Consider the following 12,762-nt stretch of genomic DNA (forward strand, 5'->3'; position numbering starts at 1 on the left):
CGGAAGAACGCAGGCGGGCTTTGCCAGGCAGCAAGCTTGTGGCGCGCTGGCCGGACGTGTCGGCCCGAAAAGATAATTGCAGCAAGGGACATGCTATGTCTGACACCTTCTTCAATCCGCATCAGCGCGCCACGGTGGAGGCCGCTATGGCCCGCATAATTCCAACCGACGACACGCCGGGCGCACGCGAAGCCGGCTGCGTGGACTTCGTTGACCGCTATCTCTCCGGTATCGGCTACATCTTCGCCAAGCCCGACGGCTCAGGCTTCGAAGTTCTCGAAGGCGCATCGGCCAAGGCGTGGATGCAGCGCATCGAAATCATGCGCGAACGCTATGTCTCCGGACTGCTCGACCTCGATGCCCGTGCCCACGAGAGATTCTCGGCCGACTTCGTCGCGCTGGCGGCACAGCAGCAGGACGATATCCTCCACGAACTGGAGCAGGCCGGCACGGGTGCGCCGACGACGCTCGCCGTCAACGACGCGCTCGCTGGCCCGGTTTCGCCCCAACCCGCGCTGCAGCAGACCTCGACAGAGGTCGACCTCGATTTCCTGCCGCTGCTGGTCACCCACACGCGCCAGGGTTTTTATGCCGACCCCATCTATGGCGGCAACAGGAACCGGATCGGCTGGGAGGTAATCGGCTTTCCTGGCCCCGCCTCGCTGAAAGATGTCCACACGGGCCGCTACACCACGCTGCAGTATTTCGCCGAAGGCGAAGCCGAAAAGGTCAGGGAGTTCCACGATGGCCTATAAGACTAAACCCGCGAGAACCGACGTCGTGATCATTGGCGCCGGCGCGTCCGGCGCCGCCGCAGCAAAGGTGCTTTGCGAAGCCGGTATCAAGGTCGTGGCCCTCGAAAAGGGGCCGTGGCGGAAGAAGGAAAGCTTTGGCGGTGACGAACTCGCCAACATCAATCGCTACAATCTTTGGCCGGACCCGATCCTCAATCCGCGCACGTGGCGCGAGACCGCCTCAGACGGCGCGCGTTCCGAAATGTTCTGCCCGGTGCCGCAGATGGTTGGCGGCGGCACCGTCCACTGGCAGGGTTGGTTGCCGCGCTTCACCGAGAACGATTTCCGCCTGCGCACCGTGGCCGGCGACCTGCCGGGCACCAGCCTTGCCGACTGGCCGATCACCTACCGCGAGCTCGAGCCTTACTATCTCAAAGTTGAATGGGCATTTGGCGTGTCCGGCCAGCCCGGCGCCAACAAATTCGAGTCGCACCGCTCGGGCGGCTATCCGTGTCCGCCAATGCCGATGTCGCGCTATGCACAGAAGTTCATCAAGGGCTGCAACGCGCTTGGCTGGAACGCCTTCCCGACGCCGCAGGCCGCCTTGTCGCGCCCGTTCAACGGTCGCAAGGCGACGGTGGTTAGCGCTTTTGCACAGCAGCACGGAGACCCGACCGGAACGCGCTCGTCGGCGCTCAACGTCTTCATTCCGGACGCCGTTGCAACCGGCAATTTCGAGCTGCGGCCGGACTGCGTGGTTCGCGAACTCACTCTGGACAGCCAAGGCAACATCAAGGCAGCGATCTACCAGGACGCCGATGGCGACACGATAGAGCAGGAGGCCGATCTCTTCATCCTTGCCTGCGGCGCAATGGAAACCGCACGCCTGATGCTGCTGTCGAAGTCCGGACGCTTCCCGACCGGCGTTGCCAATGGCAGCGACATGGTCGGGCGCAACGTTACCTTTCACGAATACTCGGCTGCGGTCGGGACCTATGATGATCCGGTCTATGCCTGGGCCGGCGGCGGCTATGTCAGCGCTTCGACCTTTCAACATTACGAGCACGACGCATCGCGCGGCTTCGTCTCCGGCGGGCACATTGCGGTGGCGGGCGTCGGCATCCCGCTGCCGATCAACTGGCGCATGCCGGGCACGCCATCCTGGGGCGCTGAGGCCAAGAAGAACGACCGCGACCACTTCAGCCATTCGCTGGCGATTGCCATGGTGCTGCTGAGGCCAAGAAGAACGACCGCGACAGCCATTCGCTGGCGATTGCCATGGTGCTGCATGACATGCCCCAGCACGACAATCGCATAGACCTCGACGAAACGGTGGTCGACGCCTGGGGGCTGCCGGTCGCGCGCGTGACACTGAAGCCGCACCAGAACGATCTCGACCAAGGACGCTACCTGATCGATCGCGGTGCCGACATTCTGGAGGCCAGTGGCGCTTTGACCATCCGCAAGGTCTATGCCGACCGCGTCACCGGCAATTGCTCGCACCAGCACGGCACGGCACGTATGGGCGATGACGGGGCAACGTCGGTGCTCAACAGATGGTGCCGGGCGCACGAAGTCGAGAACCTCTACTCAGTGGACGGATCGCCTTTCCCGACAGGCACAGGCGCCAACCCCACGCTGACCATCATGGCCAATGCCTGGCGCGTCGCCGACAAGATCATCGCCGAACGGGGCGCGGCTGCGTGATGGCCTGCTGGAGGCCGCCAAAGTCTGCCCCCAGCCACGTCTCCGGTCGACCCCAGCAATGGAGAGCGCCATGAGCGGCAACCGTTTCGCTGGAAGGCGTGGCCGCATCCGTCTGGGGATGGTAGGCGGCGGCGAAGGAGCCTTCATCGGCGCGGTGCACCGCATCGCCGCCCGCCTCGACGACCGCTACGACCTGGTCGCGGGAGCGTTGTCCTCGGACGCGGGGCGCGCGGCACGATCCGCTGCGCTGCTCGGCCTCGACGCGACCCGCAGCTATGCCGATTTCACTGACATGGCGCGCAGCGAAACCGTCCGCCACGACGGCATCGAAGCGGTTTCCATTGTCACCCCGAACCACATGCACGCGCCGGCCATCCGCGCCTTTCTGGACGCCGGCATCCATGTCATTTGTGACAAGCCGCTGACGACGACGCTGGCCGAGGCACTGTCGCTACGGGAGGCCGCGCGGGTTTCTGGGCTGGTCGTGGCGCTGACCCATACCTATACCGGTTATCCGATGCTCCGGCAGGCCCGTGCCATGGTCCGCAACGGCGACCTGGGCGAGATCCGCATCGTCCAGGTCGAATACGCGCAGGACTGGCTGGCGACGAAACTCGAGGACGGCGGCAACAAGCAGGCCGAGTGGCGCTCGGATCCAGCACGCTCGGGCGCGGGCGGCTCAATTGGCGACGTTGGCACCCATGCTTTCAATCTTGCAGGTTTCGTTACCGGGCTCGAGCCTGACGCATTATGTGCCGAGCTTACCACCTTCGTGGCGGGACGGCGGCTTGACGACAACGCCCAGATAATGCTGCGCTATGAAAACGGCGCGCGTGGCAGTCTCTGGTGCAGCCAGGTCGCCATCGGCAACGAGAATGAGGTCAGTCTTCGCGTCTATGGCTCGAAGGGATCGTTGGAATGGACGCAGCGCGACGCGAACCAGCTGGTCTGGTCATCGCTCGACCAGAACCGGCAAATCATTACCCGCAACGGCGCCGGCGCAGATGAATCAAACAGACGTGCCTCGCGCGTTCCGGCTGGCCATCCTGAAGGTTACCTTGAAGCTTTCGCCACCTTGTATCGTGAAGTCGCCGAGGCGATCGTCGCCATGCGCCCGGGCCGGTCGCTTGCGCCCGAAACGCTGTTCCCAACCGTCGACGATGGCGTCAAGGGCCTGGCTTTCATCGACGCCGCTATTCGTTCGTCGATTGCAGGAGGCGTCTGGACAAGATTGTGATGAGTGCCCTGCGCATCACTCAATCAGCGCCATGCTGTAAGAACGAACTGGCCTCCACCGGCTTTCAATCTTCAGAAGCCCAGATCACTATGTCCGGTTCGGGATTGGGCAGATCGTCCTGACTATGACCGACTTGAGGCACATTGCGGTTTGGAGGCGTCGGGGCCGTAAGCGGACCGGCAGCGTTGGGACCGATCGTCAGGTAGGGGGCCTGCCAGTTTGTGGCTGCCAAGAAGCGGCGGCGCGTTCCAGCGAAAGGAACGGTAGTGCAATTGCTTGGGCCGCAACGTCGATCGCCATGCCGTCCTTGCCCCACTTCAGCACCAGCTCGGTGCCGGCCTACGCTGCACCGCGCCACAGATGGCCAAAGCCGATCATCTTGCGGTCGAGGGTGACCACGCGACGCTGATGGCACGCCGGACTTCCTTGCCATTGGACGTGCTTCGACTGGGGTACTGCGCTTCCGGGGCCCTGCCATCGATAGCCTGATACTAATCGATGCCGAGCCCAGCAAGCCGGCGACGGTCGCTGATGTTTCAAAATGCGCTGCGACGTCGCCTTGCCGACGAAACTGCCCTTTCGCGAAATGTGCCGCGAAGGAGCATGTTGTTATCTGAGGGACCAATCGCGAGGAGTCCTTGACCGGCGTTCGTGCCGGAGGACAGCGGGGCGCTCGCCTCGGATTAAGGACACGTCGATAAATTGCTGAATCGATAAAGCTCGTTTTGGGGGATTCCGAAATCCTGCGTTGCTTTGTAGACATGGGCGGTGATCGATGTCGCCGCTATAAAGCTCCGCTATGATGCGGTTAGCCCCGTGCTGGACGAGCGTGGTCGTCGCCGCTTTGCGGCGGCGGAAGCGCTCACCGCGGGCTGGGGCGGGATCGCGGCGGTGTCCGCGGCAACGGGGATCGCGCGTAGCACCATCGGATATGGATTGCGGGAACTGCGCGGCGCGGCGCCGGATTCAGCTCTTGGCGGCATCCGGCGCAAGGGTGCCGGACGCAAACCTTTGACGCAGACGGATCCGACACTTCTCAGCGACCTGGAAAGGCTTGTCGACCCCGCCACGCGTGGCGATCCGATGTCACCCTTGAAGTGGACATCGAAAAGCTTGCGGAACTTGGCGGCGGCGCTTTGCGCCATGGGCCATCGTGTCGGTCATGACGTCGTCGGTACTCTGTTGAAAACGCTTGGGTATTCTCTTCAGGGCAATCGAAAGACGCTGGAGGGATCGAGCCACGTCGATCGCGACGCACAGTTCCAGCACATCGCCAGGACGGTCAAGGACGCCATTACGGCCGGTCAACCTGCGATCTCCGTCGATACGAAGAAGAAAGAACTCGTCGGCGACTTCAAGAATGGCGGACGTGAATACCGACCGGCCGGAGCACCAGAGCCGGTCCGCGTCCATGATTTCGTCGACCCGAAGCTCGGTCGTGCCGCGCCCTACGGTATTTATGATATCGCCGATGACAAAGGGTGGGTCAGCGTCGGGATCGACCACGATACCGCTGCCTTCGCCGTCAACGCCATACGCTCCTGGTGGATCAGCATGGGGCGTGATCGCTACGCGCACGCTCATACCTTGACGATCACCGCCGACGGCGGCGGAAGCAACGGTTCGCGCGTGCGCCTGTGGAAAGTCGAACTCCAAAAGCTGGCCGACGAGTTGGGGTTGACCATCGCTGTCCTCCATCTCCCGCCCGGCACCAGCAAATGGAACAAGATCGAACACCGCCTCTTCTCGTTCATCTCGAGAAACTGGCGTGGACGACCGCTCACCGATTATCGCACCATCGTCGAACTCATCGGCGCCACAACCTCGACGGCGGGACTGACCGTTCGTTGCGAACTTGATGAAAACCGCTATCCCGCCGGGATCAAAGTCTCCGACGAGGACATGGCCAGCTTGAACATCATTCGCAACGAATTCCACGGTGAATGGAACTATACAATCAAGCCGCAATCCCAAAAATTAGCGCGATAAATTATCGACACGTCCTAAGGGATATTACGATACGGGAAGTCCCCGAATTTCCTTTGTAAAGATTATTGCCGATCGTGATGCTTCTTTGAGGGTCGCAGGGCCAAGCAAAAAGGGACTCGCGTAATGCTTGAGCACCAAAATTCGGAATACACTGGACAGTCACTCGCTTTACGGTACCAGCAGCAGAGCGACGCTGGCGAGCCGGAGGCGCTTCCTTCCATCGCCCGCGTACGGAGATTTGGGCGCGAGCAGGAAATCTACAGTCAGGAAGATAGGAGCGACACCTGGTACCGCATCGTGTCTGGAGCGGCCCGAAAATATATCATACACGCCAACGGGCGCAGGCAAATCGTCGAGATCCACCTGCCGGGCGACTTCTTCGGTTTCACCCCCCACAACCGTCATCGGTTCGGGGTCCAGTCCGTAATCGACGGAACATCAATAGAGTGCTATCCGCGCCAGCGTCTCGAGGCGCTTGCCGATGCGAATCCCGCTCTAGCGCGTGAGCTTCGGATGCGCAGCTTCGAAGCAATCGAGAGGCTCCAGGAGCAGATGCTGATCGTCGGCACGATGACCGCCAAGGAAAAGGTGCGCGCCTTTCTCATCTATTTCTGCGAACGGATTTCCAAGGCCCAGAACGAAGGGGTTGCGCTTCCGATCTCGCGCTACGACATGGCGGATCTGCTTGGAATCTCCGTCGAAACGGTGTGTCGTGTTTTTACGGAGCTACAGCAGCGTGGTGCCATTTCCTTGCAAGGCCCGAGGCGGGTGAGACTGACCCGGCGCGTCGATCGGTGATCAGTTGTTCTGCTGCCGATAAAACGGTATGTTAACGCTATTCTTCGCCTCGGAACCGGGCCAGCACCAGAAGCGTCACTGCCTGCGGCCAGACTACGCACGCGCAGCCGGCGCATCATGTGAGCGGTGGACTTCGACCATACGCACGCTGATACGAGGTCTTAGGCGATCCGTTTTGGGATGGCGGTGGCAAGCGGCTGTTCGAACGTCGCGCTCGCGCGGGCTCAGCGCTGCGATCTGCGCCGAAGCCTTTCCCATCTCGCTATTTGCCAATCTTTGCATCGGCCGCTCCGCGTAGCCGCGAACAGAGCAACCCCGGTGGACCGGCGACCGTCCATCCGAAGGTTTTCCGCTTATCGCCGAAGTCCCAGGAGTCCCTCGATAGATTTGGGACAATTTTCCATAAGCAAAATGACGACCGTCAAAGCGCGCCGCGCGCTGCTGCCGGAATCTCGTTCGCTAGTTTTACTCGGCAGTCCGCCGATTGATTGGGAGACGCCGCCATGGATCCAAACGACAATGTCATCGCACAACACAAGGTCCGGGAGGTGGCAGCGGTCTTCCAGAGCCAGGAAACACTGGAAAACGCAATCGAGGCATTGCTCCAAGCCGGGTTCGACCGCGGTGATATCGACGTCGTGGGCGATATCGAAACCGTTCGGAAGCGACTGGGCTCAGTTTATGTGCCGTCTGACGAAATCGCCGACGTTCCAGGAACGCCGCGGCGCGCCTATATCGCCCGCGACGATATCACGACCGCGACCGCCGGCGTCGCCGGCATTCTGTTCTATCTGGGCGCTGCAAGCGCCGCTATGAGCGTGATCGCCTCGGGGGGCAGCCTGGCGCTCGTCGCCGCTGCAGCAGTCGCAGCCGGGACCGTCGGCGCGGGATTCGGCGCGACGGCCATACACCTGCTTGGAAGGAAGCAGGCCGAAGACTTGGAACTGCAGCTTATGTCAGGCGGCATCGTCCTGTGGGTGCGCGTGCGCAACCCCGAAAGAGAGACCGAAGCACAGGACATACTGGCAAAGTTCGGTGGCGAGGGAATCCGCGTGCACGAAATTGAAATCGACAAGCGGCTGGACGACCTGCCGCTCTCGAAATTCAAACCCGACCCGTGGCTCGGCGGCGAACCGTTGGCGCACACCGAGCAAAACCGCATCCGAAACTGACGATCGTCAAGGCCGACATCCGACACGACTGGCAAGAATCTGGATGAAGGCGCGGCAGTCACGCTGGTGCCGGACGACAAATCTAGACGGAGGCTGAGATGGCAGGCAAAGTGATCGGTATCGATCTTGGAACGACCAACTCCTGCGTCGCGGTAATGGAAGGCACGCAGGCCAAGGTCATCGAGAACGCTGAAGGCGGGCGCACAACCCCCTCCGTCGTGGCGTTCACCAAGAGCGGGGAAATCCTGGTCGGTCAGCCTGCCAAGCGCCAGGCCGTGACCAATCCCGAAAATACGCTCTTCGCCATCAAGCGTCTGATCGGCCGCCGCTACGACGATCCGGTCGTGGAGAAGGACAAGAAGCTCGTCCCCTACAAGATCGTCAAGGGCGACAATGGCGACGCCTGGGTTGAGGTTGCTGGCAAGAAGTACAGTCCGGGCCAGATCAGCTCCTATGTGCTGGTGAAGATGAAGGAGACGGCAGAAGCCTATCTCGGCGAGACGGTCAGCCAGGCAGTTATCACCGTGCCGGCCTATTTCAACGACAGCCAGCGGCAGGCGACAAAGGACGCCGGGAAGATTGCGGGGCTCGACGTGCTGCGCATCATAAACGAGCCTACAGCCGCTGCCCTCGCCTACGGTCTCGAAAAGAAAAAGGCTGGAACGATCGCGGTCTACGATCTCGGCGGCGGCACCTTCGACATCTCGCTCCTCGATATCGGCGATGGCGTCTTCGAGGTCAAGGCGACCAACGGTGACACGTTTCTTGGTGGAGAGGATTTCGACAAGCGGATCGTCGACTGGCTGGCCGAGGAATTCAAGAAGGAGCAGGGCATCGATCTTCGCAACGACCGGCTTGCAGTTCAGCGCCTTCGTGAGGCCGCCGAAAAAGCCAAGATCGAGCTTTCCTCATCACTCGAAACGACCGTCAGCCTGCCCTTCATCACGGCCGACCAGAACGGACCGAAGCATCTTGAGATCAAGTTGAGGCGCGCCAAGCTGGAGGATCTGGTCGACGATCTGATCCGTCGGACGGAGAAACCCTGCAAGGACGCAATGAAGGACGCCAAGGTCAAGCCGGATAACATCGACGAGGCGATTGTCGTTGGCGGCATGACGCGCATGCCCAAGGTGCAGGAGACCGTCGCCGAAATCTTCGGCAAGGAGCCGAACAAGAGCGTCAACCCGGACGAAGTGGTCGCGATCGGCGCTGCCATCCAGGCCGGCGTGCTACAGGGCGACGTCAAGGATGTGCTGCTGCTTGACGTGACGCCGTTGTCGCTCGGCATTGAGACGCTCGGCGGCGTGTTCACCCGGTTGATCGAGCGCAACACGACCATTCCCGCTAAAAAGAGCCAGACGTTCTCGACGGCCGAGGACAACCAGAGCGCCGTCACCATCCGCGTCTTCCAGGGCGAGCGCGAAATGGCTGCCGACAATAAGCTGCTCGGCCAATTTGACCTCGTCGGCATCCCATCGGCGCCACGCGGCGTACCGCAGATCGAGGTAACCTTTGATATCGATGCGAACGGCATCGTCAACGTCACCGCCAAGGATATGGCGACCGGCAAGGAGCAACAGATCAAGATCCACGCGTCCGGCGGACTGTCGCAGTCGGATATCGATCGAATGGTGAAGGAAGCCGAGGCAAATGCGGAGGCCGACAAGAAAAGACGCGCCTTGGTTGAAGCACGCAACCAGGCGGATGCGCAGATTGGCACCAGCCAGAGGGCGATCGACGAGGCGAAGGACAAGGCTGCGACCGTAGACAAGACTCCCGTCGAAAAGGCTATCGGGGATCTCAAGTCGGCAATGGCCGGGGAATCGTTGGACGAGATCGAAGCAAAGACGAAGGCGCTGCAGATCGCTTCAGTGAACTTTGGCGCCAAGGTGCATGAAGCGAGCGCCGGCGCGGCCTCGTCAGCGGCGCAAGAACCGCATGCTTCGTCCGGCGACGATGTCGTCGACGCGGAGTTCGAGGAGATCGATGACCAGGACGGACAGCGCCATGGGTGATGCGGGAGATCGGAACGCGGCCGGGACCGAGCCCACGGGAGCCAAACCCGATGCGGGTGCCCCGGCCGTTGAAGCCACGACGAGCGATCAGCCCCGGAGGCGCGTGGAAGCGGAACTCGCGGACACTACGGAAAAGCTGCTGCGTGCACTAGCCGAGCAACAGAATATCCGGCGGCAGATGCAGCGCGAGCGTGACGAAGCCGTGAGATTTGCCAGCGCGCGGCTGGCCGAAGATCTGCTCGACACGCTCGACAATTTGCGCCGTGCAATCGAGAGCGTCCCGGTGGAAGCTTCGGACCACACAGTGGTGAAGCCGCTTTTGGCCGGCGTGGAAGCGACCGAGCGCAATCTCCTGGAAACGCTTGCCCGGCATGGCGTGCAAAAGATCGACCCGTCCGGCTCGGCGTTCGACCCGCATCACCATCACGCGATTTTCCAGCGCCCCGACGCAACAGCCGCGGAAGGCACTGTCATCGAGGTGCTGCAGCCGGGTTACATGCTCCACGGGCGACTTCTACGGCCGGCGATGGTCGGCGTCGCAGTTCCCGGATAGCACAATAGGTGGTCTGGCCGCACGATGAATTGGCTCTTCTGATTTCCAACGATCAAGACAGGAAGAGAAGTCGCCTAAGCGGAGATTTCTTGCAGGCAAGAAGGGTCTTCACCCGCCTTTCTTATCATAGGGCAGCGCCACCACCGCGCGATCTCCGGTAAGTCAATGCCTTCAGCTTCTGCGCGTCATTCACGACATGGCGCTTTATCCGCTGCGGCTGAACCTCCAACGCGTCGATCAAGGTGCCAAAGGCAAGGCGCAGGCCGTAGAGTTGGTCGAGCAACTCCAGCACAACGTCGACGCCTTCATCATTGATGCCCAGTTCGTTGGTGAGATCGGCTACCAGGTTGGCGCGCGCCATGTCGACGTCGCGGAACACCGGGTGGCCGTCGATCACCTGCGGCGATATCCAGCCCCGGTCGATGAAAAACCGCAGCCTTTTTGTGTCGATATGAGCATGTCGGGCAAACTTTCGATAGCCGAGCATTTATACCCCCATCGCTTGCCGTGGATTGTATGACTTGCCGGCCGTCCAGCCGGGAACGAATGCCTTCAGGTCAGGATCCGGCTTTTCCGGAAGCACGATCTTTAGGGTGGCATAGACGTCACCGCGGCCGCCGTTTCGCCGGGCCACACCCTTTCCCTTCAGGCGCAGCGTCCTCCCGCTCGACGAATTTTCGGGCACATTCGCGACCACGGGCCCAGCGGGCGTCGGCACCCTGATCTTGCCACCGAGCACCGCTTCGGCAAGCGAGATCGGCAGGTCGAAGCGGATGTCGTCACCTTCGCGCCGGTAGAAGGGATGAACGCGCACATGGAGCTCGATCAGAGCGTCGCCCGTCTGCGCGCCGCCTTCGCCGGCACCGCCCTTCCCGCGCAGCCTGAGCATCTGCCCGTCGCGTGCGCCCGGTGGAATGCGGATGTCCAGCGTCTTGCCGTGGGGTAGCGTCACCTGGCGCGTGCCGCCGTTTACCGCGTCGAGGAAGTCGATCTCCATCGAATACCGTACGTCGGCGCCGCGCGTGCGGAAATCTTTTCGCCCGCGCTGGGAGAAGAATTGCGTGAAGATGTCGTCGGCGCCGAGATCCGCGAAGCCCGCGCCGTTTTCGTAAGCTCCCGGGTCTGTTCCGGCATCAGCAAAGTCCCGATAATAGCGGCGCTGGGGCTTTTCGGCACCCGTCGCGTCTATCTCGCCGCGATCGAAACGGTCGCGTTTTTCCTCATCGCGCAGAATTTCGTAGGCCGCGGATAGGTCCTTGAAATCCTGTTCCGCCAGCTTGTTACCGGGATTGAGATCAGGGTGGGATTTCTTTGCCCGACGACGATAGGCCGCCTGGATTTCCTTCTGCGAGGCATCGCGTTTGACGCCAAGGAGTTCGTAGGGATCGCCGCCACTCATCGGGATTTCCGCCGGCCCCCTTTTTGAGAGCGCCCCGGAGGTGAAGGCCATTCGAATGGCATCGGAACGCCAACAGGAATTAGCCGAATTCCGTCGACCTCAAACTGACGGTCATCAATGCGCCCACAGCATGTGGATACGTCATCAATAGCACATTGCTTTCCCCTGCCCGCCGCTTCCTACAGCGACGGGCTTTTTCTTCCTAGACGCCCAATGCGACGAACCAGTGAAACTGACAGCCGTCAACGCACGCACCTACACCGGAGATATTCTAGCCGAACTGCGCCAAGCGGATTTGCTTCACGCAGACAGCCCATCAGCCCAGAACGGAGGATTGCGACATGAGACTGGATAGCGACATCAAGCATGATGTGGAAAGTGAACTCAAATGGGATCCCGACCTCGACGCCTCCGATGTCGGCGTCGCAGTAAAAAGTGGCGTTGTCACGCTGAGTGGCTTTGTCCGCAGCTACAGCCAGAAATACCAAGCCGAAAAGGCAACCAAGCGCGTCAAGGGCGTGCTCGGCGTTGCCAATGACATCGAGGTTCGGCTGCCTTCCGGCAACGGGCGGACCGATCCGGAGATAGCCCGCGCCGCGGTCGAGGCTATCAAGGACGAGCTTCCCTATTCCCACGAGAATATCAAAGGTCGTTGTGAAGAACGGCTGGCTCACACTCGAAGGTAATGCCGAGTGGGAATATCAGCGCACTCGAGCCGAGGCGGCCGTACGGAAGATCAAGGGCGTCACGGGTATCTCGAACCTGGTGATCCTGAAACCGCGCGTCACTCCTTCCGAGATCAAGGCCAAGATCGAGGATGCACTGGAGCGGATGGCGCAAGTCGACGCGGGTCGCGTTACCGTTTCCGCGAGCGGCGGCGAGGTGGTCCTGACCGGCACGGTGCGTTCCTGGGCGGAACGACAGGAAGCCGAGCGCGCCGCATGGCGGGCGCCCGGCGTCACCAAGGTTGAAAACCGGATCACCATCTCTCCGTGACCCGGAGAAGCCGTCGCGGGCGGCCGGACTGTACTACGGTCCGGCCGGCTCTCTACGAAGGAGAACGCAGCTTGGACCGGAAGACGAGGCAGGATCGAGGTCAGCCAGAAGCCAGGGATGTTGACTTGGTGGCGTTGGCCGGCATGGAGTCCTTCCCAGCGA

Annotated in this window: 13 protein-coding genes; 11 read left to right on the plus strand and 2 right to left on the minus strand. The window is 61.5% G+C overall.

The features are described from left to right. Positions 1 to 95 precede the first annotated feature (95 nt). The 9 genes from ACVILI_RS27695 to ACVILI_RS27735 all read left to right on the plus strand — a co-directional run bounded on the left by ACVILI_RS27695 (position 96) and on the right by ACVILI_RS27735 (position 10,205). The gene (locus ACVILI_RS27695; protein WP_240565179.1) at positions 96 to 755 is read left to right on the plus strand and encodes a gluconate 2-dehydrogenase subunit 3 family protein; all 660 of its coding nucleotides are present in this window, start codon (positions 96 to 98) and stop codon (positions 753 to 755) included. Further along, the gene (locus ACVILI_RS27700; protein WP_457102663.1) at positions 745 to 2,052 is read left to right on the plus strand and encodes a GMC family oxidoreductase N-terminal domain-containing protein; all 1,308 of its coding nucleotides are present in this window, start codon (positions 745 to 747) and stop codon (positions 2,050 to 2,052) included. The genes ACVILI_RS27695 and ACVILI_RS27700 overlap by 11 nt, the downstream gene beginning before the upstream one ends. After that, the gene (locus ACVILI_RS27705; protein WP_457102664.1) at positions 2,013 to 2,441 is read left to right on the plus strand and encodes a GMC oxidoreductase; all 429 of its coding nucleotides are present in this window, start codon (positions 2,013 to 2,015) and stop codon (positions 2,439 to 2,441) included. The genes ACVILI_RS27700 and ACVILI_RS27705 overlap by 40 nt, the downstream gene beginning before the upstream one ends. Before the next feature lie 70 nt (positions 2,442 to 2,511). Next, the gene (locus ACVILI_RS27710; RefSeq protein ID WP_240565182.1) at positions 2,512 to 3,678 is read left to right on the plus strand and encodes a Gfo/Idh/MocA family protein; all 1,167 of its coding nucleotides are present in this window, start codon (positions 2,512 to 2,514) and stop codon (positions 3,676 to 3,678) included. Positions 3,679 to 4,446: 768 nt separating this feature from the next. Next, complete coding sequence (locus ACVILI_RS27715; RefSeq protein WP_038650363.1) at positions 4,447 to 5,667, plus strand: ISAzo13 family transposase; 1,221 nt, start codon at positions 4,447 to 4,449, stop codon at positions 5,665 to 5,667. Between the two features lie 123 nt (positions 5,668 to 5,790). Next, positions 5,791 to 6,465 (plus strand): helix-turn-helix domain-containing protein, encoded by a 675-nt coding sequence (locus ACVILI_RS27720; protein ID WP_240565183.1) that lies wholly within the window; start codon positions 5,791 to 5,793, stop codon positions 6,463 to 6,465. Positions 6,466 to 6,968: 503 nt separating this feature from the next. Continuing rightward, on the plus strand, positions 6,969 to 7,637 hold the full coding sequence (locus ACVILI_RS27725) for a hypothetical protein (RefSeq protein ID WP_457102665.1): 669 nt from the start codon (positions 6,969 to 6,971) through the stop codon (positions 7,635 to 7,637). 98 nt (positions 7,638 to 7,735) lie between these two features. Then, positions 7,736 to 9,652, plus strand: coding sequence for a molecular chaperone DnaK (gene dnaK, locus ACVILI_RS27730; RefSeq protein WP_240565185.1), 1,917 nt, complete (start codon positions 7,736 to 7,738; stop codon positions 9,650 to 9,652). Beyond that, positions 9,624 to 10,205, plus strand: a complete 582-nt coding sequence (locus tag ACVILI_RS27735; protein ID WP_240565186.1) for a nucleotide exchange factor GrpE — start codon at positions 9,624 to 9,626, stop codon at positions 10,203 to 10,205. The genes dnaK and ACVILI_RS27735 overlap by 29 nt, the downstream gene beginning before the upstream one ends. A 124-nt stretch (positions 10,206 to 10,329) precedes the next feature. On the opposite strand, the gene ACVILI_RS27740 is transcribed toward ACVILI_RS27735, so the two are convergent. Together ACVILI_RS27740 and ACVILI_RS27745 are read right to left on the minus strand one after the other, a co-directional pair. Further along, a complete protein-coding gene (locus ACVILI_RS27740) occupies positions 10,330 to 10,692 on the minus strand; it encodes a chaperone modulator CbpM (RefSeq protein WP_240565187.1) in 363 nt (120 codons plus the stop codon). Beyond that, positions 10,693 to 11,604 carry a DnaJ C-terminal domain-containing protein gene (locus ACVILI_RS27745; RefSeq protein ID WP_240565200.1) on the minus strand — a complete coding sequence of 304 codons (912 nt, stop codon included), beginning with the start codon at positions 11,602 to 11,604 and terminating at the stop codon, positions 10,693 to 10,695. Between the two features lie 341 nt (positions 11,605 to 11,945). Here ACVILI_RS27745 and ACVILI_RS27750 point away from each other — a divergent pair, with 341 nt between their 5' ends. Both ACVILI_RS27750 and ACVILI_RS27755 read left to right on the plus strand, forming a co-directional pair. Next, a complete protein-coding gene (locus tag ACVILI_RS27750) occupies positions 11,946 to 12,290 on the plus strand; it encodes a BON domain-containing protein (protein WP_457102666.1) in 345 nt (114 codons plus the stop codon). Continuing rightward, positions 12,259 to 12,600 (plus strand): BON domain-containing protein, encoded by a 342-nt coding sequence (locus tag ACVILI_RS27755; protein ID WP_457102667.1) that lies wholly within the window; start codon positions 12,259 to 12,261, stop codon positions 12,598 to 12,600. The genes ACVILI_RS27750 and ACVILI_RS27755 overlap by 32 nt, the downstream gene beginning before the upstream one ends. Positions 12,601 to 12,762: the final 162 nt, after the last annotated feature.

It is taken from the genome of Mesorhizobium sp. USDA 4775, from assembly GCF_054062655.1.

Excerpts from the sequence above, each read along its gene's own strand:
- ACVILI_RS27695 (WP_240565179.1), top strand. The coding sequence starts at position 96 with ATGTCTGACACCTTCTTCAATCCGCATCAGCGCGCCACGGTGGAGGCC.
- ACVILI_RS27700 (WP_457102663.1), top strand. The coding sequence starts at position 745 with ATGGCCTATAAGACTAAACCCGCGAGAACCGACGTCGTGATCATTGGC.
- ACVILI_RS27705 (WP_457102664.1), top strand. The coding sequence starts at position 2,013 with ATGGTGCTGCATGACATGCCCCAGCACGACAATCGCATAGACCTCGAC.
- ACVILI_RS27710 (WP_240565182.1), top strand. The coding sequence starts at position 2,512 with ATGAGCGGCAACCGTTTCGCTGGAAGGCGTGGCCGCATCCGTCTGGGG.
- ACVILI_RS27720 (WP_240565183.1), top strand. The coding sequence starts at position 5,791 with ATGCTTGAGCACCAAAATTCGGAATACACTGGACAGTCACTCGCTTTA.
- ACVILI_RS27725 (WP_457102665.1), top strand. The coding sequence starts at position 6,969 with ATGGATCCAAACGACAATGTCATCGCACAACACAAGGTCCGGGAGGTG.
- dnaK (WP_240565185.1), top strand. The coding sequence starts at position 7,736 with ATGGCAGGCAAAGTGATCGGTATCGATCTTGGAACGACCAACTCCTGC.
- ACVILI_RS27735 (WP_240565186.1), top strand. The coding sequence starts at position 9,624 with ATGACCAGGACGGACAGCGCCATGGGTGATGCGGGAGATCGGAACGCG.
- ACVILI_RS27740 (WP_240565187.1), bottom strand. The coding sequence starts at position 10,692 with ATGCTCGGCTATCGAAAGTTTGCCCGACATGCTCATATCGACACAAAA.
- ACVILI_RS27745 (WP_240565200.1), bottom strand. The coding sequence starts at position 11,604 with ATGAGTGGCGGCGATCCCTACGAACTCCTTGGCGTCAAACGCGATGCC.
- ACVILI_RS27750 (WP_457102666.1), top strand. The coding sequence starts at position 11,946 with ATGAGACTGGATAGCGACATCAAGCATGATGTGGAAAGTGAACTCAAA.